Raw genomic sequence first — 20,827 nt, 5'->3', positions numbered from 1 at the left:
GTCGAAGTCGGCGGGAGCAGCGACGTACCCCACCAGCATGGGGACCCCGGCCTCGGTCGTGCGCACCGCTGCCGCAGTCGCGGTCACCCCGGGAAGGTCCTGCAGCGCGTTCTCGACCTCGCCGAGCTCGATGCGGCGCCCGCCGACTTTGACCTGGTCGTCGGCACGGCCCTGGAACACGAGACCTTCCCGTTCGAACCGGACGAGGTCGCCGGAGCGATAGGCGCGCGGCCAGCCGAGCGTGGGCAGCGGCGCGTACTTCTCGGCATCCTTCGCGGGGTCGAGATATCGCGCGAGACCCACGCCGCCGATGATGAGTTCCCCCACCTCCCCCTCGCCGACCGGTTGTCCCTCGCGGCCGACGACCGCCAGCTGCCAGCCATCCAGCGGCAGACCGATCCGCACCGGGCCCTCGCCGTCGAGGGGTGCGGCGCACGCGACGACGGTGGCCTCTGTGGGGCCGTACGTGTTCCAGACCTCGCGGCCCTCCGCACTCAGCCGCACCGCCAGCTCCGGTGGGCAGGCCTCGCCGCCGAAGATCAGCAGCCGCACGTTCTCGATCGCGTCGACCGGCCACATCGCCGCGAGCGTCGGGACGGTGGAGACGACGGTGATCCCCTGGCGCACGAGCCACGGCGCGAGGTCCTCACCGGAGCGCACGAGGGCGCGCGGCGCGGGCACGAGGCACGCACCGTGCCGCCACGCGAGCCACATCTCCTCGCACGACGCATCGAAGGCGACAGACAGTCCCGCGAGCACCCGGTCCTCCGGCCCCAGCGGAGCGCCCTGCAGAAACAGTGCCGCCTCGGCATCAACGAACGCGGCGGCGGACCGGTGCGTGACGGCGACACCCTTGGGCACCCCCGTCGAACCGGACGTGAAGATGATCCAGGCGTCGTCGCCGACGCCGGGCGGTGGCACGGCGACGATGGCGTGCGTCGACGGATGCGGTGAGTCGCCCGCGAACAGCACCGCCGTTCCGACGGGACGCGCGGGGGCGGCATCGGTGCCGGGTTCTCCGGCCCGGACGGCCGAGTACTCCCCCGCGCCCGTGACGACGCCGCGCACTGCCGCCTCTCCGAAGACGAGCCGGGCACGCTCGTCGGGATCGTCGGCATCGACGGGAACATACGCCGCACCCGCGGCGAGAACGCCGAGGATCGCGATGTAGAGCTCCTTCGATCCCGAGGGCATGCGCACGCCGACACGGTCGCCCCGCCGGACACCGGCGTCATGCAGTCGCGCCGCCGTCGCGCCCACACGCGCCATCAGCTCACGGTAGCTGAGGGCGCCCGACCCATCGTCGATCGCGGAGGCCTCCGGCTGGCGGGCGGTGGTCTCACGGAGGATGTCGATGAGCGTGCGCGGAGCAGAGGCGGCGGCGGATCGGTCGAGAATCGCCTGCGGGAAGGTGGCCGTGGTGATCTTCGACATGCCGCACAGAATATCGAGCGGAGGTGAACCGGAGCGGAAGACCGGCGCGATCACGCTCCCTATTCAGAGGCACCGTTCACCTGTCGTTCACCGAGACAGCGTCCTCCCGTAAGAGTCGGTGTCTAGCGTCATCGCGAGCCCTGCACCAGGGCCGCCTTTCACATGACAACCCGATAGGAACACCCGTGAAGCTCACACGTCTCGCCCAGCTGGGCGCAGTCGCCGCTGTCACCACCCTTGCGCTCGCAGGGTGTGCGTCGACCAGCACGCCGGAATCGACCACCAGCGAGTCCCCCACCTCTTCGGACGTCGAGTTCACCATCGACCCCGCCCTGAGCGGCACCATCACCGCCGGAGGCTCGAGCGCGCAGTCGAACGCGCAGACCGCGTGGACGACCGCCTACAACGCCACCGCCAAGAGCGTGACCATCAACTACGACAAGTCGCAGGGCTCCGGCGGCGGCGTGACCAACTTCCTCAGCGGCGCCTACGACTTCGCCGGTTCTGACGCGCCACTGACGGCCGACCAGACCACCGAGTCCGAGGCCCTGTGCACCGAGGGTGGCGTCAACATCCCTGTCTACCTCGACGGCGTCGCCATCATCTTCAACATCCCCGGCGTCACCGAGCTCAGCCTGAGCGGTGAGACGATCGCGAAGATCTTCAGCCTGCAGATCACGGACTGGTCCGACCCGGCCATCACCGCCGACAACGGCACGGAGTTGCCGGCAGGGACCATCACGACGGTCGCGCGCTCCGACGGCTCGGGTACGACGCAGAACTTCACCAACTACCTCGCCGCGACGCAGTCGTCGGTGTGGGCGTTCCCAGCGGGCAAGGACTGGCCGGTCGAGGGCAACGTGTCCAAGCAGAAGGGCGGCTCGGGAGTCGTCGACGCCGTCAAGGCCGGCACCGGCACCATCGGCTACGCCGACCACTCGGCCATCGGCGACCTCGACGCCGCGGCGGTCGTCCAGGATGGCACCGCCATCCCGTACAGCCCCGAGGCCGTTACGGCGACCTTCGAGGCCGCAGCGGTCGACGCCTCCAACGGCGTCGCCGGTGACCTCTCGAAGACGTTCGACTACAGCAAGCTGACCACCGAGACCTACCCGATCCCGCTGGTGTCGTATGCGATCACCTGCACGACGTTCCAGGACACCACTCAGGCCGAGCTCGTGAAGTCGTACCTCGGCTTCGTGACGAGCACGCTCGGTCAGTCGGTCGCCGCGAAGAACGCCGGCTCGGCCCCACTGCCGGACTCGGTGCTCGCCGACGCCGCCGAGACGCTGGCCGCCATCAAGTAGTCACTCTGCCACCCTGGCCCGATCCGCGCTCCTTACGGATCGGGCCAGGGCTGAGCAGGGGCCTCGGTCTCCGAGGCTCCCGCTGAGCACCACTGCGCAGAGCTTCCTTCCGCCCGCACCAACCCGAGGAGTGATCATGACAACGCTCGACCAGGAGAGTCCCCGTGGCTGACCTCGCCGTCGCCCCCTCGAAGCCCACCTCGAACATCGTCGGCAAGCGCCGTGCCGGCGACTCCGTCTTTCTGGGACTGTCGACCACCGCCGCCGTCTCGATCATGATCATCCTGGCCGGGGTGGCGATCTTCCTGATCCTCAAGGGGCTGCCGGCCATCACCGCGAACTGGTCCGAAGGCGACCTCGCCGGTTACCAGAACAACAGCTGGGCGAACTTCTGGGACTACGTCGGACCGCTTCTGTGGGGAAGCATCTGGGCGGCGCTGATCGCGATGGTGCTCGGAACTCCCGTGGCCATCGGCATCGCGCTGTTCATCTCGCACTACGCACCCCGGCGGCTCGCCGGTGCCCTCGGTTACATTATCGATCTGCTCGCCGCGGTGCCGTCGATCGTCTTCGGTCTGTGGGGAATCATAGTGATGCGGCCCCTCCTGCTGCCGCTGGGTCAGTTCCTCAACCAGTACCTGGGATGGATCCCCCTGTTCGAGGGGCCCGTCTCAAGCACGGGTTCGACGATGCTCGCTGGAGGCGTCGTGCTCGCCGTGATGATCCTGCCGATCGTCACCTCGATTACCCGTGAGATCTTCCTGCAGACCCCGGGCCTGCACGAGGAAGCCGCCCTCGCCCTCGGCGCCACCCGCTGGGAGATGGTGCGACTGGCCGTGATTCCCTATGCCCGCAGCGGCATGGTGTCGGCGACGCTGCTCGGCCTCGGTCGTGCTCTCGGCGAGACGATGGCTATTGCCCTGATCGTCTCACCGAGCCTGATCTACTCGGTGCTCGTGCTGACCGACGGCTACAACTCCCAGACCATCGCGGCGAACATCGCGCTGAACTTCCCGATCGCGACCGACCTGCAGCGCTCCGCGCTCATCGGCACGGGCCTCATGCTGTTCGTCGTGTCGCTCGGGGTCAACATGCTCGCCCGCTACATCATTGGCGCGACCGGCCCCGGGGCCAAGGGTCGCCGCAAGAAGGGGAAGCGCTCGTGAGCACCGCCACCACAACCCCCGCAGCCGCGTCGCAGGCACCCGCCGGCCTCTCGCTCACCAGCGGCCAGTTGCCGCGCCGGATCGAGCCGATGCTGCTCGTCGCTGCGCTCGTCGTGGTCGCCGGCATCCAGCTCGTCCTCTCCGCCTTCAACGTCGCCACCTGGCTCATCTTCAGCGCCCTGCTCTACCTCGTCGCCATTGGCGTCGCGTCGAGCATCGCGGAGAACCGCCGCAAGGCCACCGACCGCGTGATCCGTGGACTCGTCACGGCCGCGTTCGTCCTGGCAGTCGCTCCCCTGATCTCCACCCTGTGGACCGTGGTGTCAAAGGGCATGGGTGTCCTCAGCCTGGACTTCATCACACAGGTGGGCGGCTCGGCGTTCGATGCGGAGACTCTCGAGGTCGTCGCGACCCCCGGGGCCCTGCAGGCGATCGTCGGCACGCTGATCATCACGGGCATCGCGGCCCTCATCTCGGTGCCGATCGGCGTGCTCGCCGCGGTGTACCTGGTCGAGTACGCGCAACCGAAGAACCCGCTGCGCCGGACGATCACCTTCCTCGTGGACGTGATGACCGGCATCCCGTCCATCGTCGCCGGTCTGTTCGCCTTCTCGCTGTTCGCACTCATCGTCGGGCCGAAGGCGTTCAGCGGGTTCTCCGCCTCGATCGCGTTGTGCGTGCTGATGATCCCGATCGTGATCCGCTCGACCGAGGAGATGCTGCGCCTCGTACCGGCGGACCTGCGCGAAGCATCCTTCGCACTCGGCGTGCCCCGTTCGACGACGATCATCAAGGTCGTGCTGCGCACCGCCGCGAGCGGTATCATCACCGGTATCGTGCTGGCCGTGGCCCGCGTCGTCGGCGAGACGGCTCCGATCTTCATCGCTGCCAGCTTCACCGACAACTTCAACGCCAACCCGTTCCAGGACCCGATGCAGACCCTCCCGGTCATGGCGTATACCGCGTACAGCTTCCCGGGTCAGGACATCGATGCCTCCCAGGCCCAGGCCTGGGGTGCAGCGCTGCTGCTCGTCATCCTCGTCGTCATCTTCAACCTCATTGCCCGCATCGTCGCGAAGATCTTCGCGCCGAAGGCTCGCTGAGCCCCGTCAAGCAAGGAATAAGCCACTCGTGTCCAAGCGCATCGAAGTCGAGAACCTGAACGTCTACTACGGTGACTTCCTGGCCGTGGAGGGCGTCTCCATGGAGATCGAGCCCCGGGCCGTCACCGCCTTCATCGGCCCCTCCGGATGCGGGAAGTCCACCTTCCTGCGAACCCTCAACCGCATGCACGAAGTGATCCCAGGTGCACACGTGAAGGGCAAGGTACTGGTCGACGGCGACGACCTGTATGGCCCGGGCGTCGACCCGGTGCTCGTGCGCCGACACGTCGGCATGGTGTTCCAGCGCCCCAACCCCTTCCCCACGATGTCGATCAAGGAGAACGTGCTGGCGGGCGTCAAGCTCAACAACAAGCGCATCTCCAAGAGCGACGCGGACGCCCTCGTCGAGAAGTCACTGCAGGGCGCGAACCTGTGGAACGAGGTCAAGGACCGGCTCGACAAGCCCGGCTCGGGCCTCTCCGGCGGGCAGCAGCAGCGCCTGTGCATCGCTCGGGCGATCGCCGTCTCCCCCGATGTCCTCCTCATGGACGAGCCGTGCTCCGCGCTCGACCCGATCTCGACCTTCGCGATCGAGGAGCTCATCCAGGAGCTCAAGGCGGACTACACGATCGTCATCGTGACGCACAACATGCAGCAGGCCTCGCGTGTGAGCGACAAGACGGCGTTCTTCAACATCGCCGGCACCGGCAAGCCGGGGAAGCTCATCGAGTACGACGAGACCAACACGATCTTCACGGCGCCGTCCGTGCAGGCCACGGAGGACTACGTCTCCGGCCGCTTCGGGTGAGCTGCGCGCACGCGATCCGCGCGGCCGTCACCTGGCTCAGTCGCGGGGGCTCAGCAGATAGGCGTTCATCGACGCCGTGAGTTCGACGTCGTGCGCAAGCGCCGTACCGTCGACGGCGACGATCGGCGCCGCAAGGCGGACGCTCGAGACGAGCCACGCGGCATCCGCGACAGGCAGGGCGGATGCCGGGACGCTCTCGTAGGCGGTCGCGAAGCCCGCGGCGGCGAGGTGCTCGAACAGGCTCAACTGGGTAGTGCCGCGGAGGATGCCGGCGTTCGGCGCGGGCGTGACGAAGGAATCGCCGCGGCGGAGGATGAGCGAGGCGGTGGGAGCTTCGAGCACGAACCCGTCGCTCGTCGTGAACACTGCGTCGTCGGCGCCGCGGCGGCGGGCCTCGCGCAGCGCCGCCATGTTGACGGCGTACGACAGCGTCTTCGCTCCGAGCAGCAGCCACGGCGCGCGGACGGGAGCGTCCAGCGCGTAGCCGCGATCGAGCGTGACGACGTGGATGCCGCGGGTGCGCGCAGTGGTGTTGTCGGCGGCGGTGGCCGCCGTGACCCACGCGGTCGGTGTCGGCCCATGCTCGATGCCGCGACTGAGGATGAGCTTGATGACGGACTCCCCCGGTCCGCACTGCGTCGCGGCTCGGCCGACCGCCTGGCGCCACTGCCGCAGGTTCGGCTGCGGCAGGTCGCACAACCGTGCGGAGTGGGCGAGGCGGTCGAGGTGCGCGGTGACCTCCTGCGGATGGCCGTCGACGACGCCGATCGACTCGAAGATGCCGTCGCCGCGCTGCGTGCTGAGCTCGCCGACCGTCAGGGCCGGAGCGGCGGGGTCGACGGAGGTGAAGGTACCCGCGAAGTCGTCGCCCGCATCGCCGTCTGCCACCGGGTCGATCATCAGCGCGAAGTGCAGTGCCATGCTCCGAGCCTAGGCCGCCGCGTGGATAGCGTCTCGTCGCGGGAATGCCGGTGGCGGTGTCGCACGTTACACTTGAGCAGCCGGGCCGCAGTAACCCCGGGCTCCATCTTTCGCCGCTGCGAGCGGCCACGCGCCGAGAGGCGTTCTGCGGCCCGGCACTTTCTTGCCCAGCGGGTGCCCGCGTGGTGCTCAAGTACCCGCGCCACCCCACCGGTGATCGAGTGCCGCGCCGACCCCACCGGTGATCGAGTGCCGCGCCACCCCACCGGTGATCGAGTGCCGCGCCGAAGGCGCGGTGTATCGAGATCACGGAAGCATCGTCCGAACCTCACGCCTCAATGCGCGAGATCACGGCAACCACATCAGGTCAGCATCTCCCGGCGCCAGAGGCCCGCGCAGGCCGTCAAGTCGCCGGCGTAGGTGTCCAGGCGCAACGCACGCGCCGTGAAGGCTGCGGCTCGGTCGGGCTCGGTACGGTCGTGGTCGTCGGCGAGATCGAGCGCGCCGGCGGCCTCCACGCGGCAGAAGGATGCCGCACGGTCGAGCGCCACCGCGAAGTCGCCGGCGAATACGCCACGCAGTATCTCGTCCACGAGTGCTCCCAGTTCCTCCGGCCCCGCGGGGGTCGGGGCGCCGGCGACGACATCGTCCACGGTGTTGCGCACGGCCCGCCCGCGTTCGTACAGCAGCGCGGCAGTCCGCGGGTCGTCGCGCACCATGAGCTGCAGCAGGTACAGGCGCCAGAGCGCGCCGGGGAGCGAGAGCGCCGACGCGTGCGACCACAGTTCCGCGATCGTGTCGATGCCGTGCGCATCGGTGAACGAGACGAGTCGATCGAGCACGTCGTCCGTCGGCTCCTCGCGCACGCGCGTGATGAGCGCGGATGCCGTCGCGTGTGCCGCCCGCGACACTTCCGCCGGATCGGTCGATCCGAATCGGCGGTCGAAGGTGTCGGCGGGGCGCTGCACCGGACGGTGGTATTCGCGCGGGTCGTCACTCACCCGTCAAGGCTACCGGCGCCGGTAAGCTGGCGGTCACGGGCCTCTAGCTCAGTCGGTAGAGCATCGGACTTTTAATCCGCGGGTCGTGGGTTCGAGCCCCACGGGGCCCACGCGAAAAAGCCCCGGTCAGACGGTGAATCTGCCGGGGCTCTCGCGTGCGACTGTGGCTCAGTCGGCACCGTTGCGTGGGTTCTGCGTGGAGATCGGCACGGATTGGCGCGGAATAAGGGCCGCCGCAGCGCTCGCCGCCTGAGCCCCGACGCCATCTAATAGGTGGCTGTACGTGTCGCTCGTGATCGCCACCGAGGAGTGGCCGAGCCGCTTCGATACAACCGCCATCGGGACGCCAGCCGCGAGCATGAGCGATGCCTGCAGGTGACGCAAAGCGTGGAACTTCACAACCGTTAGCGGCGTGCCCCCTAACGTCGCATCGGCGGCGAGGTTAGCGCGATAGTCGGCGTCGTTAACGGCTCGGCGAACGACGGCTGAAAGCGCGGGCGTCTTGTGCTGTGCGAGCTCGGCGGATCGACGCGGCTTCAACTCCTCGGCGAGGGCGGCGAGCTGCGCGTCGTCGAGGCGAGCGACCCGCTGCTCTGCGTTGTACCGAGCGATGAGCGCGGGCAGCCCGCGGGTCAGACGTTCGGGAGAGAGCGGCGTGCCGTCCGCGGCGGTGAAGACGGCGCCCGTCTCGGTCCACGCATCCCCGAGACGACGGCGCTCGACATCCTGTCCTTCGGCGTGGCGACGCAGCATGGCGATCGTGTCGGCGTCGAGGTCGACCATGCGGTGCTCACCGGCCGAGGTCTTCGGCGCCTGCGTGATGAGCTTCGCCCCGACGAGCACGACCTGTTGGCGCACCACGAGACGCGCGCGGTCGAGGTCGACGTCGAGCCACGTCAGTCCCGCCAACTCCCCGCGCCGCAGTCCGGTGAACATGGCAAGTTGTACGACTGGAGCAAGCGCCTCGCCCCGCGCATCGAGCCACGCCAGGAAGCGCCCCGCCTCCTCGGGCTGCCACACCTTCACGCGCGGCCGTGCCACCGTGACACCGTCCATCCGCGCCGTCGGATCTTGCGGGATGCGGCCCCGCTTGTACTGCGTGCGCGCGAAGCTGCGTGCGGTGGCGTAGATCCGCGAGAGTGTCGCGGCGGTCATGTCAGGCCGCATCTTCCGCACCTCGTCGAGCAGGTGCTCCAGGTGGTCGGCTGTCAGTTCCGCGAGCTTGACGCCACCGAGGATCGGCTTCAGGTAGCTGTCGAGGTGCTGCCGGTACGAGCGCTCGGTCGAGGCGCGCAGCTTCCCGTCGCGCACCTTGCGGTCGAGCCACGAGTCGAGCGCTCCCCCGACAGTCTGGCGGCGGTCGACGATGGGACCGATCTTCGCCGCTTCGCGCGCCTCGTCACGGGCGGCGATGGCGGCACGCTGCGACGAGAAGCCCGCCTGGCTCACCTGCTTGCGCTGCCGCCTCGGTTGACCTCGAAGCTGAACGACCACGGGCACGCGCAGCCGCGCGACGGCCGCGAGCAGGTGCGGGTGTGCCGCTGGAAGACACCGGGCCTCGGCTTCGGCGCGCTCACGGCCGCTCCCCGTCGAGGTAGGCCTCGATCTGATCGAGCGTGAAGCCGTAGCCGGTGCGCTCGTCAGCAAGAACGAAAGTGCCCGTCTCGGCGTCGCGCAGGCCGTACGTGCCGTAGCCGAGCGACCGAGGGTCGCGCCGTCGCGACCGACTCAGCGTGAGCCCTTGCCGCTCAGCAGCTCGTCGGACGGCGTTCTCGCGAACTTTGTCGGTCGTCATGTTGTCTCCTCCGTGGCGGGATGATGCTGTAAGCGTACTGGAAGCGATGCTTTAAGGGATGCGTGACTCAGCTAAGGGACGTTCTGCAGGCTCGTTAGAACCTCGGCGCAGGCGACGCGGATCTCCTCGTAGGCGCGTTCGTGCCCCCACGCCGGCATCCGCCACGGGTTGAGTACCCAATGCGCCTGCACGTTCGCACCTGGAGCGGTCCGCTCGATGCTCTGCGCGACAGCCGGTGACAGCGCGACGAGGAGGTCGTACCGGGCGGCGTCCGCAGCCGTGAACTGTCTCGCGACGTGCGCTGATCCGTCGAGGCCATGCCGCGCCGCGCATGCCGCTGCCCCGTCATCCATCGGTTCGCCAACGTGCGCGGCGACGCCAGCCGACGCGACCTCCACTGCCACGCCGCTCTCGCGCGCCATCCGGCGCAGCAGCAGCTCAGCGAGCGGTGATCGGCAGATGTTGCCCGAGCACACGAACAGCACTCGCGGGGGCCGACGTCGCTCGTCCACGAGGCGTCGCACCTCGGGCCAGGACGCCGCGAAGCCGGGGTGCAGATTCCGACCCCCGACGTCGCCCAACGGCACCCACTCGTGCCGCGTCGCTTCCGCGCTGGCGGGCGGCGTGCCGAGCGACCGCGCGCGCTTTCGCAGCCTCGCGACGACCGTCGTGTACGTCCAGCCGGGGACGGGCCCTGCGACATGCTCGGCGCCTGTCAGCCGCACGTCGTCAGGGGTGAGTCCCGACTCCTCGCGAGCCTCACGCAGCGCCGCGTCGACCGCAGTCTCGCCGGTAGCGAGTGCGCCGCCCGGGATCGACCACGTTCCACCGTGCTGCACCCACGCCGCGCGGTGCTGCAGGAGGACTCGTCCGCGGTCCGCGACGAGCAAACCCGCTGCGCTGCGCCCCCAGGTCAGCACGCGCTCACGCTCGATCCCCGTAGCCGATCGCTGGGTGGAAACGACGACTCCGTGTCGACCAGTCGAATACCAGCGTGCCGGCGTCGTCGCGGCGCGTGAAGACGCGCTCACGACGACGCCACTGCGTGATCACCACGGCGGCATCGACCTGCGCTGCCACCGCCGCGAGCGTGGCCTCGTCGGGCTCGACTCCTGTCGCGGCGATCGACTCGCGCACCAAGCGCGCGCGCTCGGCGGCCGTCAGCGCCCCTTCTCCACGCCGGGCCACCACTAGCGCCCCATCCGTCGTCCCAGCGCCCCGATCGGGAGCGACGCAGCGTCGCGAGCTAGACCGCGCAACGCGGCTGAACGAGACACCTCGCGACGATCCGGCCCCTGCGTTGTCCGCTTGATCGGCGTACCTGACCGAGGCACCGTGAGTGCAGCGCGGCCGGTGTCACCTCGCTCGACGAGCTTGAGGTGCAGCATCCCGATGACCGTCGGGATGTCGTCGTGGGCGCCGACCGGGTTCGATAGCTTCACGCCGGTATTCGTCTCGACGATGTGTGTCGCGACGAACTGCTCGACCAGCTCGGAGTCTTCCGGCATCTCCAGCGCCCGGTCACGCAGAGCGATGAAGAGCGACCGCGCGAGGGTGTTCACGCTGGCCGCTGAGAAGACGAACTCTTCGACGGTGACGCCGGCGCGGTCGAGCCCCTGTGTGAGCCCCTCGGCTTGGTGGCGGTCATAGAGCACGGCGCCGACGCGGTATTCGCGGGCGAGGCGCTTCACCGTCTCCTCGACCTCTGACAGGTCGACGCGGCCCGCTTTCCCCGCTCCAGGTCGCCAGTACGTCAGACGGTCGACGACCGTCACTCGTCCGCCCTGACGCTGCTCGCTGTGGCCGATGACGAACGCCGACAGGTCGCGGCGGGTGCCGAGGTCGAGGGCGGCGAAGTAAGCCGTGCCGGGGTACGGCGGCAGGACGAGCGGCTTGCTACGGATCGCAGCGGCCACGTCCTCGGGGGACGTCAGCGCATCGTCACCCTCAGCCCATTCGCAGAGGATGAGACGGCGGTACTCGGCCGCGGTGAGCGAGCGCAGTGTCGCGGCGATCTCGCCCGGCGTCCACCATGGCGACGGGCCGGGGTTGCGAGATGCCCGCCACTCTTCAGACGTCTCGGCCTCGTGCCAGACCTTCGCCCCGAGCCCGTTCGGTGAGCCCGCCGTGCCGATGACGATCAGGCGGGAGCCCGGCACCTTCGGCAGCGCCGAGACGATCGCCGACCATAGCCGGCGCATGTTCGCGGTCGATGGCCAGATGCCGAGCTCGTCGACGATGATCAGCCACGGCCGAAGACCGAACGCTGACGCGCCGTCCGACGTCTCGACGCTCAGGCTCGCGCCGCCACGGCGCACGGTGACAGTCCGCGCGCCAACCTCGACCGCGCCCGGCAGCCCCGGCGTGCGCCCGACCATCCCGGCGAGAGCGTCCATGAAGAGAGCAGCCTGATCGGCGTCGGCAGCGTAGATGTACGAGCGCGAGCGAGCGGGCGCCTGAGTGAGCAGCAGTGCCAGGGCGACACCGGCGATGTCGGTCGTCTTCGACATGCCGCGGCCGCGCAGGAGGTTGTGCCTGCGGGGGCCGTCGCGGTCGATGATCGCCGCGGCGTCCTTCCGCTGGAAATCCTCGGCGACCTCCCCCCAGGTGCGCCCCTCTTCGAGAACGAATGCCGAGAGGAGAGCGAGCGGGTGGATGGCGTTCATGACTGGGGCTCCAGGCGGGATTCGATCGCGGGCGGCGCTGCGTCGAGGACTTCGCGCAGCACGTCGCCCGGCGTGTCCAGCTCGACGATTCCGGCCGCCTCACGCGCCGCGATTGCAGCCGCCCCTCTCTCGGCGATGGCGTGCAGGTCGACCATGAGCGTCTGGGCGGCGGCGCGCTCTTTCGCGAGGGCGGCCTCGCTGCGCGGGTCGAGTCCCAGCGTCGCCCGCGCCTCGGCAGCGAGCTTCTCGAAGTGCTTCAGCCAGTGCAACGACGCCGCGCGCGGTTCCATCGTCTCGGGATCGATCGTGCCGACCTGTTCCAGGTGCCGACGGAGGAGGGCAACCTGCGCCTCGGCAGTCGCCCACGCAGCGACCGCCTCGGGGTAATCGCCGAGGTCTTTGCGATCCTCGACGAGCCCGGCTGCAAGCTGTCGTGCGAGACGGCCATAGACGCGCGGAGAACGCGCGCCCGACTTGACCGTCATGGCGTTGCCCTTCGGGAACGGCGGACGCGTCCCGTTCGCCGGCGTCCCGGACCGGTCCGCGCTCGTCATGCTCCTGCCCCCATCGAGGCGAGGTCGCGCTTCAGCGCGGCGGTGTCGATGTGCCCCCACGGCGTGTCGTTCGCGGGGGTACCGAGCGGAAGAGCTGCGAAACCGGTCACGCGGGCCTCGACGCTGCCGGGGACGACGCGGATGCCGAGATGGGCGAAGAGCGCGGCCTCCAGCGCCGTCACACCCACCCCATGTGTCTCGATCGCTGACGTGCAGCGCGGGCACACGTGTACCCAGAGCCGTTCAGCCTGACGCCGCCCGCCGAACGCACGCGGGTCGAGGTCGAGGGAGTGCCAGGCCTCTGCTGACTCGGAGGCCAGCGCTGCAACGCTCCCGACGCCGCAGGCCGCGCAGCCGAGGATGTCGCTGTCGGTCGGCACCGGGATGAATCGCGGCTTGTCGACGCGAGCCTTCAGCCACGCCGCGAGTGCGCGCCGTGCTTCACTTCGATGCTCGGGAGTGACGTGACCCCACGGGGCGGCGTTCGCGGTGCCCTCACGCCCCTCGGGCTGACGACTGTAGGCGAGCGACATCGCAGGCACGAGGGCGTGCTGCAGAAGTGCCGAGAGTTCCTTCGCCGACGCGACGGCCGAGACGAAGCCGGTGGCCGCGTCATCGACTCGCACGGGTGCCCCGAGCATCTCTCCGACAGCCAGCACGGCGTCGAAACGGTCGAGCGCGACCTGCCGTGCGCCCTGAGCAGCAGCGAGGCTCGGATATCGATGAGCGAGCGTCTCGGCGCGCTGACGTCGTTCGCGGCACCCGGCGCACCGGCCGAAACGAGCGACATGCTGCTCGGCGAGACGGCCGTCGCGACTGAACGTGTTGACGGTCACCGACTCGACATGTGCAGCATCGGTCACGACACCGCACGCCGCGCAGGCGAACTCCTCTCCGGTCAAGGTGACGGTGACGCCGACGGCGAGTGCCGACTCGGGGGGCGTGGTGATGGTCATGGTGTTCTCCTCAGGGTGGGGTCAGAAGCGGAGCAGCCGTCGAGCGGCAGCCGGGTCGGTGATCGGTTGGTCGTTCACGGTGACGCGCGGACTGTCGGCGCGCTGTACGCCCGTCTCCCGCGTTGGAACGGACGGCGGGGGTGCTGGAGCGTCGGCGGTCGCGTTCGTGCGCTGGACGGAGCTGACGACGCGGAGCGGGCGGAATGCGCGGCGGGGCTCCGGGGCGACGGGTGGTTGCGGCTCGGCGGCGCGACGCATTGCGGTCTGTGCGCGAGTGACGTCGCTCGATGCGGCGATCATGGTCGGGCGGGACTGGGGGCGGGGCATGGTCAGACCTCCTCGTACGGTTCGATCGCGCTCAGCGGCACATCGCAGATGAACTCAGGGCCGCCCGTCCACATGACGAGTTCCTGGAAATGCGCGTGCATCCACTCGGGCCGGATCTCGGCGGTGTACAGACGTTGGCCGGCGCCGTTCCGCCCCCAGTAGCCGATGTAACGACGCGCCCGGTCAGGCGTCGTCGTCCACGAGAGGCCATCGACGTATCCGTCGGCCGCGGCGCGGTAGAGCCTGAGCGGCGTCGTGGGTCTGGCGCTTGGCACGCGGAATCCGTTCCACACGAAGTCGACGTAACGCCACCAGCCGAGCCAGTCACTGCGGGCAGCGATCGTCAGCGGCGGAACATGTCGCGTCATCGACGCCCACGTGCGCGACAGAACGATCGCGAGATGGTCGGGCCGGTACGGGCCGGGCTCCCTGAAGAGAGCGCGGAGATCGTCGACCTCGCGCCCTCCACTCAGGGCGCGATCTCTCGCGAACGCGAGGAGCCGCATCGGCGCGAAGAGGTCAGTCGGCGTGCTCATCTCGTTTCCTTGTCGCTCGCGCCGTCGTTACGGTCGGCCTCGCCGATGAGCGCTCTGAGCGCGTCTAGATCCACCGCGAGCTCGTGCAAAGCGCGCTGGACGCGGGGCACGCAAACGAGCCGCGGCGACCGCCGGCATGGCTCGCCGACGCTGGCCTTGTGTGCATCGCATGACACCCGCAGTGCCGCATCGGCGCCGTGCACCCACCGTTGAGGCCGCGCGCTGCGTCGCCCTCGTCTGCGGGCGCTCACGTCGTCACCGCCCTCGCGCGCGCGAGCCAAGCGCCGCACACACCCCGCGCGGTTCGGAAGCATGGAGCGCCGACGCTCGCGTCATGCTCATCGCAGGCAGCGGTCAGGGCGACCGGGACGAGCTGCGATGCGCGCAGGCGAGCGATCGTCAGAGCTGCGGGTGGCTCCTGAACGACGAAGCCGCGGTGGTGGGCCTTCTCGCGTTCGGCCGCGCGCCGCTGCTCGACGTCGAGCATGAGGGCGAGGTCGGATGTCGAGGTGGTGCGGGCACGTGATGTCATGAGCGGTTCCTCTCGATGGGTAGTGGGGCATAGACGTCGAGCTTCTGACCGCGACGCACCTTGCGGCTGACGCTGAAACCACATGCCGCGAGCGGCCCGGCGTTCTTCGTGAGCATCGTGCTAAGCCCCGCGGGCGTCTTCGGGAGCCATGTGTCCGCGCGCCCACCAGGCGGCAAGCTTGCACGGATGGCGACGAGCGCTTCAGCGGGCGCCATGGTCAGAGGCAGACGACCGGCCGATTGAGCGGCACGTAGCCACCCGACGACGGCCTGCACGAACGGGTCGGACTCGGCGACCTCGCGCACGAGATCCGTCGTCAGCTCCTGGAATGCGCCGTCGATCGCCGGGTCGAGCGCGCGCAGCACGTCGCTGTAGTCGGCCTGTCGCGGCCGCTCCCGTGTCATCTCGCGCACCTTCGGCAGATGTCGCAGGACGTGCACGACGTCGTCGAGGACGGCGCCGAGGATCACCGGGTGCGCCGCGGCGAACTCCCCGCGCAGGCCCGCCTCGCTGACGCGATCGGCAGCTCGGATCGCCTCGCAGTGGATCGGCAGGATGCGCTCCAGCGCGTCGGGTTCGAGAAGCGGGATCGACAGGCCGGTGATGAGCCCCGTTCGCCGGATGCTGCGGACGTACATGTCCTCGTCGGTGAACAAGGACCGGCGCTCGTCGGTGCCGCCCGTGACGAGCCGGCAGATGAAGTTGCTCGTCTCGACGCTGACGCTCGTAACGTTGTCCCACGCGACGACGAAGCGGGCTCCCGCGGCGACCAGCGCGTCGCGCTCATCCTTGCCGAGGGCACCACCCAGCTCGTCACGAGGGTCGAAGACGGAGGCGATGGCGAGAGCGCGCGTCGTCTTGCCGCTCCCGGCTCGTCCGTGAGGGAAGAGCAGCGGTCTGGCGATGTCGCTGAAGCTCGCGGCGGCGAGCCAGCCGCGGACTACCAGCCACCGCGCATCCCGCTTGCCCCATCCAAGCAGCGTCCGCATCGTCTTCCCACCGTCGCCACCCTGCGGCTCAGGGAGCGGCCTGCTGGCGCGGCTCAGCCGGAAATGCACGCCCTTGGGCGGCGTGTCGCGGACCTTCCACCCCTTCGGGGTGACGACGATGCAGCGCTGCGAGTGCAGCTCGCCGAGGTCGATAACGATGCGGTCGGGCCGTGTGCGAACGGCGCGCAGATGCAGGTCGGCCGAGGGAGCAGCCTGCGGGGCGAGGTCGAAGGCCCAGGTGAGCGCCTCGACGAGCGCCGAGCGCGGGATGCGGGGCGAGTAGCCCTCGGCGGCGAGCCGCAGCACGCCGAGGGCTTTCCCTTCGCCCTTCGGCGTCAGCATGACGGCGCGGCCGCCACGCCTGGGGACGACGAACGGCTCGCCTGCGGGGGTCGTGAACAACTCGAATGTCTCATCGAGCACGCGACGGGCGGCGACGATCGGGTCTTCCTTCACAGCGCCGTCACCCCCTCGGCGCGCATGTCGCCGATCACCCGAGCGAGAACGCGCTCCATGTCGGCTTCGAACTTCCGCGCGTTGTACTTCTCGACGTACGGCCCGCGCAGGTGCTCGACGAACATCTCGAACGCGGCTCGACCGCCACGGCGCCCGATGCACGCTCGCGCGGCGAGGCCGACCTGTGCGAGCAGGTGCGTGTTGCCGACCTCGCAGACCGGCACGGCGGTCATCTCGGCGCGCAGGAGCGGCGAGGGCTCACCGTCGGGTAGGCGATCGAGCCACGCGGCGACATCATCGGCCGGCACGTGTTGCGCAGGCCTGCGTACGGCCTCGGTGCGCAGCGCGTCGAGCCAGGCATCGGGCAGCTCGGCGATGTCCTCACGCAGCGGTGCCGTGATGCGGTCGCCCTGCCCGTCATACCAGCGGTACCGCGAGCCGTCGCGGAGGCGCGAGGGCCAGACGACGGCGAAGCGGTGGTGGTGCTGGATGAGCTCGACCGATTCGAGGGCGCGCTCACTCAGGCGCGCGCCGTCGGGGATCTCGTAGAAGGCGATGCGGGTCGGCGACGTCGCACCGTGCCGGGTCGAGTAGGCGGTCAGCGGGAGGGCGCCCAGGCGTCGTGCCATCGCGTCGATCGCGTCGGGGCCGTTCTTGCCCGCGGAGTGGTCGGCGCCGTCGATGTCGAATCCGACGAGCCACGACGGGACGCGAAACCCGACGTTGCCGCTCGGGTGCGCGAGAGCATCCGTTTCGGCGAGGTCGAGGCTCGTCTCGCCGACGTAGCCGGTACGGCCAGCGAGTGGCGGTGACTTCTTGCCACGAGGGAGCGGCACGAGTCCCTCGGCAACGAATGAGCGCTCCTCGGGGTAGACCCGCACGGCCTTCCGGAACGGCTTTGGGGCGTTCATGAGCGCCCCCTCGCGTCGAGAGCGGCACGAAGGGCGGCGACGGCTGCCTCCAGATTGCAGAGACGGTGGAGCAGGTGGGACCGCGAACGGGGGCGCTCGCGACGCCGCGGCATGGTGGGCCGAGGACGTGCGCGCCGAGCCTCGGCGGTCACCGCTCGACCTCGGGGCAGGAGGTGAGGTCGAGCACGGCACGGTCGAGGCGGTGCATCCGCAGCAGCGTCTCGGTCAGGTCGACCTCGTGGCACCACCGTCGCCACATCTCGGCACGACGCTCGGCGAGGGCTTCGGGTGTGTTGTCGTCGGGGAACTCGACCCATCGCGCCAGGGCGTTCTCGCGCTCGACGGTGCGGAGCCAGAGGGCCGATCGACGGGCATGGACGGTGAGCCCGCGTGGCCGGCGCTTCCAGGTGCAGGGCTCCATCCGGCGCGCACCGCAGCTCGGGCAAGCCACGACGTGCGGATCATTCGGGAGGGTGCGCGTCAGGGTGGAGGAATGGCCGGTCAGTGGGATATTCTCGACCTGGATCGGGAACTTGCGGGGCGTTCGGCTATCGGGCCGGGCGCCCCGTGTCGTTGCGTTCGACATGGGGTTGCTTCCTGCTGGGGCTTGGCCGGTGGCGGCGACCTCGCGGGATCGGGTAGAGCGGCAACCTGTGGCGGGGCGTGTCAGTCAGTCGCGGGCGTCTCGTCGGCGGCCGGCGCCGGGTCGTCGAGGAGTGCGGCGGGGTCGATGCCCAGCGAGCGGGCGAGGTCGGCGGTGCGGACGAAGAAGCGCTGACCGATCTTCATCACGTGGACGGGGAACTCCCCCGCGGCATGCAGGTCGTAGGACGTCGCTCGCGCAAAGCCGAACAGCCGACCCGCGACGGGAAGCGTGACCAGCGGGGGAAGCGTGCGCAGATCGGCAAGGCGCACCGTCCGACGCGGGGTAGTTGCGGTGAGGGTCATGCGTCCAGCGTGCTACTTGTGTACCGTAAATCCAAGCGATAAATTACGGTCATGCCCATGACAATTCCATTCCCGGATCCGCAGCTCGCAGGGCAACCGCCGCTCAGTCTGATGCGGAGCTCGGTGATGCTCGGCGAGGAGGCGCACGACAGCGTGCGCGTGCAGCTCACCCCGGTGTCGACGATCGAGTACGAGGTCGTGCCGGTCGACGTCGAAGGGCGAACGGGGCTGCTGTACTACTCCGAGCGCGCGCTGGAGGGCGCCATCGCGCCCGATGAGGAGCCGGTGAGCCGCGTGTGGCTGGCGATGGCGGCCATGACCTTCCTGGAGTCCGGAGACGTGCTCTCGGTCGGCTCGGTGCGCTCTCCCCGACCACGACCGAACTCCGTGCGCCCGGATGACGAGACCCTGCTGCGCGTCATCCGTCGAGCGACCGCTGACGGGGTGTCGGTGCGGGGCTTCTTCGCTCAGCGGTGGGCGGTGTCGCTGCGGACAGCAGACGACTGGATCAAGTACGCCCGAGCACTCCCTGGCGCCAATCTCCCGCCGGCACGGCGGGGACGACCGCGGAAGGCATCGGAGGCATGAGCAGCGACATCGAGCGCGTGTTCGTTGATCTCGCAGATTGGTCAACATGGCCCGATGGCCTCGAAAGGGCTCTTCGGCGACCGGAAGGTGGTAGCGATATAGCCGACCTACTTCGGGGACGCATGTTCCGCGCCTACCACGCGACACGGCTGCTGCCGCACGAGGTCGCGCACGTACGCAGGAGTGGGCTTCGTTGCCTGTCTCGCGAGTTGGTGAGAGACAGGCTCGGCGAGGCAGTTCGCGTCGGCGCGATCAGCGAGGAATATGCCGCTCGATCCCTCGCGCAGAGCGAGGTGACGATCGCGCGCACACCTCAACGGCTGGGCAAGGCGTACCTCTGCGTAGGTCACGAACTGTTCTCATCACCCGAGGCTCAGAGAGGCTTCGACCGGCTCCTCGGCACGTGGGGTGGCGAGGGCATCTATTGGGACGCCGACTCCCCTATCCACATCGGTCGGCCAACGATCCTCGTGGTCGATCTCGCATACGACGCGATTCCTGACGGCTTCCGCGCGAGTCTGACGAATGCATTGCGCGCCCGCATGTTGAACGCGCCGGAATCGGAGCTATCGCAGGTCGCCGAGGGCTACGTCACCTCAGACGTCCCGGCGTCGGCGATCGTCGACATCTGGCAGCCCGGTATGGCCGGCTACGACCGATTCGACGGCCTACCGGGTACTCCTGCCGCTGCACGTCGCGAGAAGGAGCGGCTGACGATGAAGCGCCAGGAGCTCTCCGAGACAATCCGTCTACGGCGCGCGGACTCCCCAACGTGAGTCAGAGGACGGTCGGATCGTCGCCCGCAATTTCCTGGATCGGGTCGATACCTGCGGCGGTCAGGATGGCGTCGAACCACTTGATCGACTCCTCGATGGGGCTCTCCAGCGGGTGCCGAGCTACGCGGGCGTCGTAGGCGGCCTCGGTGACGTGATCCGGCCGGCGTCCGTTCGACGGGATATTGGCTCGCTCCATCCACCGATTGCTCGGGCTGATGTAGAACGGGGGGCCGCCGTTCGGGCCGAAGAAGTCGCGCTTCGGGCCACCATGCCCGGTCACGACGATGCGGTGCGCGTGCTGATGACGTAGCCACCGCAGGCCCACAACCGTCTCGCCGTCGCGGTGAGCTGCGCGAGCGTCTGAATACCGCCCGTCGTGAAGCGAGTGCAGCACGTCGTCGAGCGCGACCGCCCACCACACCGCCTCGACTGCGGCCGACCAGTGGTCGAAGGCGATCGAGCGGGCACGCACGGCGCGATTGTGCGCCTCGATGAGCCCGTGTCGACACCACAGCACCCCGCGCAGCGTCTCGGCGTCCGGGTCCATCTGCCAGCCGTCATCCCAGGAGGGTCGACCGTCCCACGTCTCTGGGCGCAGGAGTTGCGGCGTCATGGAGTCATGCTCGCAGACCGGCTGACTAACGGGGTGCGCGAGCGGGCATTAGGCGGAAGAGGGGGTGTCGCACTCTGAAAAAGAGCGACACCCCTGCGACACCCCATCGACACCCTGGGGCGGTTCTCGGGCGCTAACGGCGGCGACGGTGCTCGGTTAGACGGCGAGGGGGTGTCGCAGGGGTGTCGCACTTTGGGAGGAGCGACACCCCCATCGACACCCTGTATTTCCGCGTGATTCCGCGGCAGAACGGCTCAGGGTGTCGAGGGTGTCGCACTTTGCGGCGTCTGCTGGCACTCTCTCTATTCACCACTAACCTCGGGCTTTCATCGTTGAGGGTCGTTGAGGTGGTGTCGTAGACGTTGAAAGTGCTCCTGATCTGGAAGAATTGTTCTTGCTAAGGGAACGAATCGTCGAGATCGAGGAGCACCTTCAGGGTG

The 20,827-nt window shown here is 69.2% G+C and carries 24 protein-coding genes and 1 tRNA gene; 7 read left to right on the top strand and 18 right to left on the bottom strand.

Annotated elements, in window-relative coordinates:
• Positions 1 to 1,434 (bottom strand): amino acid adenylation domain-containing protein (locus WBP48_RS15780; protein WP_424441707.1); only part of this gene is annotated, 1,434 nt, incomplete at its 3' end.
• Between the two features lie 185 nt (positions 1,435 to 1,619).
• Between WBP48_RS15780 and WBP48_RS15775 the strand changes: the two genes are divergently transcribed.
• The 4 genes from WBP48_RS15775 (at position 1,620) to pstB (ending at position 5,818) form a co-directional block, all read left to right on the top strand.
• On the top strand, positions 1,620 to 2,741 hold the full coding sequence (locus tag WBP48_RS15775) for a PstS family phosphate ABC transporter substrate-binding protein (protein ID WP_424441706.1): 1,122 nt from the start codon (positions 1,620 to 1,622) through the stop codon (positions 2,739 to 2,741).
• Positions 2,742 to 2,905: 164 nt separating this feature from the next.
• Complete coding sequence (gene pstC, locus WBP48_RS15770) at positions 2,906 to 3,907, top strand: phosphate ABC transporter permease subunit PstC (RefSeq protein ID WP_424441705.1); 1,002 nt, start codon at positions 2,906 to 2,908, stop codon at positions 3,905 to 3,907.
• On the top strand, positions 3,904 to 5,010 hold the full coding sequence (gene pstA / locus WBP48_RS15765; protein WP_424441704.1) for a phosphate ABC transporter permease PstA: 1,107 nt from the start codon (positions 3,904 to 3,906) through the stop codon (positions 5,008 to 5,010). Before pstC ends, pstA begins: the two co-directional genes overlap by 4 nt.
• A gap of 28 nt (positions 5,011 to 5,038) precedes the next feature.
• Entirely contained in the window at positions 5,039 to 5,818 is a 780-nt protein-coding gene (pstB, locus tag WBP48_RS15760; protein ID WP_424441703.1) for a phosphate ABC transporter ATP-binding protein PstB, read from the top strand.
• Between the two features lie 36 nt (positions 5,819 to 5,854).
• Here pstB and WBP48_RS15755 read toward each other — a convergent pair whose 3' ends face one another.
• Both WBP48_RS15755 and WBP48_RS15750 read right to left on the bottom strand, forming a co-directional pair.
• Positions 5,855 to 6,739, bottom strand: a complete 885-nt coding sequence (locus tag WBP48_RS15755) for an aminodeoxychorismate lyase (protein ID WP_424441702.1) — start codon at positions 6,737 to 6,739, stop codon at positions 5,855 to 5,857.
• Positions 6,740 to 7,101: 362 nt separating this feature from the next.
• Positions 7,102 to 7,740 carry a DNA-directed RNA polymerase subunit beta gene (locus tag WBP48_RS15750; RefSeq protein ID WP_424441701.1) on the bottom strand — a complete coding sequence of 213 codons (639 nt, stop codon included), beginning with the start codon at positions 7,738 to 7,740 and terminating at the stop codon, positions 7,102 to 7,104.
• A gap of 37 nt (positions 7,741 to 7,777) precedes the next feature.
• Here WBP48_RS15750 and WBP48_RS15745 point away from each other — a divergent pair.
• Positions 7,778 to 7,850 (top strand) — tRNA-Lys (locus WBP48_RS15745).
• A gap of 58 nt (positions 7,851 to 7,908) precedes the next feature.
• Here the strand turns inward: WBP48_RS15745 and WBP48_RS15740 are convergent.
• From WBP48_RS15740 to WBP48_RS15675, 14 genes are all read right to left on the bottom strand, one after another.
• On the bottom strand, positions 7,909 to 9,240 hold the full coding sequence (locus tag WBP48_RS15740; protein WP_424441700.1) for a tyrosine-type recombinase/integrase: 1,332 nt from the start codon (positions 9,238 to 9,240) through the stop codon (positions 7,909 to 7,911).
• Between the two features lie 73 nt (positions 9,241 to 9,313).
• Positions 9,314 to 9,535 carry a hypothetical protein gene (locus tag WBP48_RS15735; RefSeq protein ID WP_424441699.1) on the bottom strand — a complete coding sequence of 74 codons (222 nt, stop codon included), beginning with the start codon at positions 9,533 to 9,535 and terminating at the stop codon, positions 9,314 to 9,316.
• Positions 9,536 to 9,606: 71 nt separating this feature from the next.
• Positions 9,607 to 10,455 carry an NUDIX domain-containing protein gene (locus tag WBP48_RS15730; RefSeq protein ID WP_424441698.1) on the bottom strand — a complete coding sequence of 283 codons (849 nt, stop codon included), beginning with the start codon at positions 10,453 to 10,455 and terminating at the stop codon, positions 9,607 to 9,609.
• 4 nt (positions 10,456 to 10,459) lie between these two features.
• Positions 10,460 to 10,723: a hypothetical protein gene (locus WBP48_RS15725; protein WP_424441697.1), complete on the bottom strand. Its 264-nt coding sequence runs from the start codon at positions 10,721 to 10,723 to the stop codon at positions 10,460 to 10,462.
• A gap of 2 nt (positions 10,724 to 10,725) precedes the next feature.
• Positions 10,726 to 12,201 carry a hypothetical protein gene (locus tag WBP48_RS15720; RefSeq protein WP_424441696.1) on the bottom strand — a complete coding sequence of 492 codons (1,476 nt, stop codon included), beginning with the start codon at positions 12,199 to 12,201 and terminating at the stop codon, positions 10,726 to 10,728.
• Entirely contained in the window at positions 12,198 to 12,755 is a 558-nt protein-coding gene (locus WBP48_RS15715; RefSeq protein WP_424441695.1) for a hypothetical protein, read from the bottom strand. Before WBP48_RS15715 ends, WBP48_RS15720 begins: the two co-directional genes overlap by 4 nt.
• The gene (locus WBP48_RS15710) at positions 12,752 to 13,711 is read right to left on the bottom strand and encodes a hypothetical protein (RefSeq protein ID WP_424441694.1); all 960 of its coding nucleotides are present in this window, start codon (positions 13,709 to 13,711) and stop codon (positions 12,752 to 12,754) included. Before WBP48_RS15710 ends, WBP48_RS15715 begins: the two co-directional genes overlap by 4 nt.
• Positions 13,712 to 13,732: 21 nt before the next feature.
• Positions 13,733 to 14,038: a hypothetical protein gene (locus WBP48_RS15705; protein ID WP_424441693.1), complete on the bottom strand. Its 306-nt coding sequence runs from the start codon at positions 14,036 to 14,038 to the stop codon at positions 13,733 to 13,735.
• Positions 14,039 to 14,040: 2 nt separating this feature from the next.
• Positions 14,041 to 14,574, bottom strand: coding sequence for a hypothetical protein (locus tag WBP48_RS15700; protein WP_424441692.1), 534 nt, complete (start codon positions 14,572 to 14,574; stop codon positions 14,041 to 14,043).
• A gap of 247 nt (positions 14,575 to 14,821) precedes the next feature.
• Positions 14,822 to 15,106, bottom strand: coding sequence for a hypothetical protein (locus WBP48_RS15695; RefSeq protein WP_424441691.1), 285 nt, complete (start codon positions 15,104 to 15,106; stop codon positions 14,822 to 14,824).
• Positions 15,103 to 16,551, bottom strand: coding sequence for a hypothetical protein (locus WBP48_RS15690; RefSeq protein ID WP_424441690.1), 1,449 nt, complete (start codon positions 16,549 to 16,551; stop codon positions 15,103 to 15,105). The genes WBP48_RS15695 and WBP48_RS15690 overlap by 4 nt, the downstream gene beginning before the upstream one ends.
• Entirely contained in the window at positions 16,548 to 17,462 is a 915-nt protein-coding gene (locus WBP48_RS15685) for a bifunctional DNA primase/polymerase (RefSeq protein WP_424441689.1), read from the bottom strand. The genes WBP48_RS15690 and WBP48_RS15685 overlap by 4 nt, the downstream gene beginning before the upstream one ends.
• A gap of 148 nt (positions 17,463 to 17,610) precedes the next feature.
• Positions 17,611 to 18,048 carry a zinc finger domain-containing protein gene (locus WBP48_RS15680; protein ID WP_424441688.1) on the bottom strand — a complete coding sequence of 146 codons (438 nt, stop codon included), beginning with the start codon at positions 18,046 to 18,048 and terminating at the stop codon, positions 17,611 to 17,613.
• An 80-nt stretch (positions 18,049 to 18,128) separates the two neighbouring features.
• The gene (locus tag WBP48_RS15675) at positions 18,129 to 18,410 is read right to left on the bottom strand and encodes a hypothetical protein (RefSeq protein ID WP_424441687.1); all 282 of its coding nucleotides are present in this window, start codon (positions 18,408 to 18,410) and stop codon (positions 18,129 to 18,131) included.
• Between the two features lie 57 nt (positions 18,411 to 18,467).
• On the opposite strand from WBP48_RS15675, the gene WBP48_RS15670 reads away from it, so the two are divergent.
• Both WBP48_RS15670 and WBP48_RS15665 read left to right on the top strand, forming a co-directional pair.
• Positions 18,468 to 18,998, top strand: coding sequence for a hypothetical protein (locus WBP48_RS15670; RefSeq protein WP_424441686.1), 531 nt, complete (start codon positions 18,468 to 18,470; stop codon positions 18,996 to 18,998).
• A gap of 212 nt (positions 18,999 to 19,210) precedes the next feature.
• A complete protein-coding gene (locus WBP48_RS15665) occupies positions 19,211 to 19,774 on the top strand; it encodes a hypothetical protein (protein ID WP_424441685.1) in 564 nt (187 codons plus the stop codon).
• Between the two features lies 1 nt (position 19,775).
• On the opposite strand, the gene WBP48_RS15660 is transcribed toward WBP48_RS15665, so the two are convergent.
• A complete protein-coding gene (locus tag WBP48_RS15660; protein WP_424441684.1) occupies positions 19,776 to 20,387 on the bottom strand; it encodes a hypothetical protein in 612 nt (203 codons plus the stop codon).
• Between the last annotated feature and the right edge of the window lie 440 nt (positions 20,388 to 20,827).

Source organism: Microbacterium sp. (genome assembly GCF_049661145.1).
Lineage (GTDB): Bacteria > Actinomycetota > Actinomycetes > Actinomycetales > Microbacteriaceae > Microbacterium.
The sequence above is the reverse complement of the archived record's forward strand: the minus strand, read 5'-3'. Positions and strand labels throughout refer to the sequence as shown.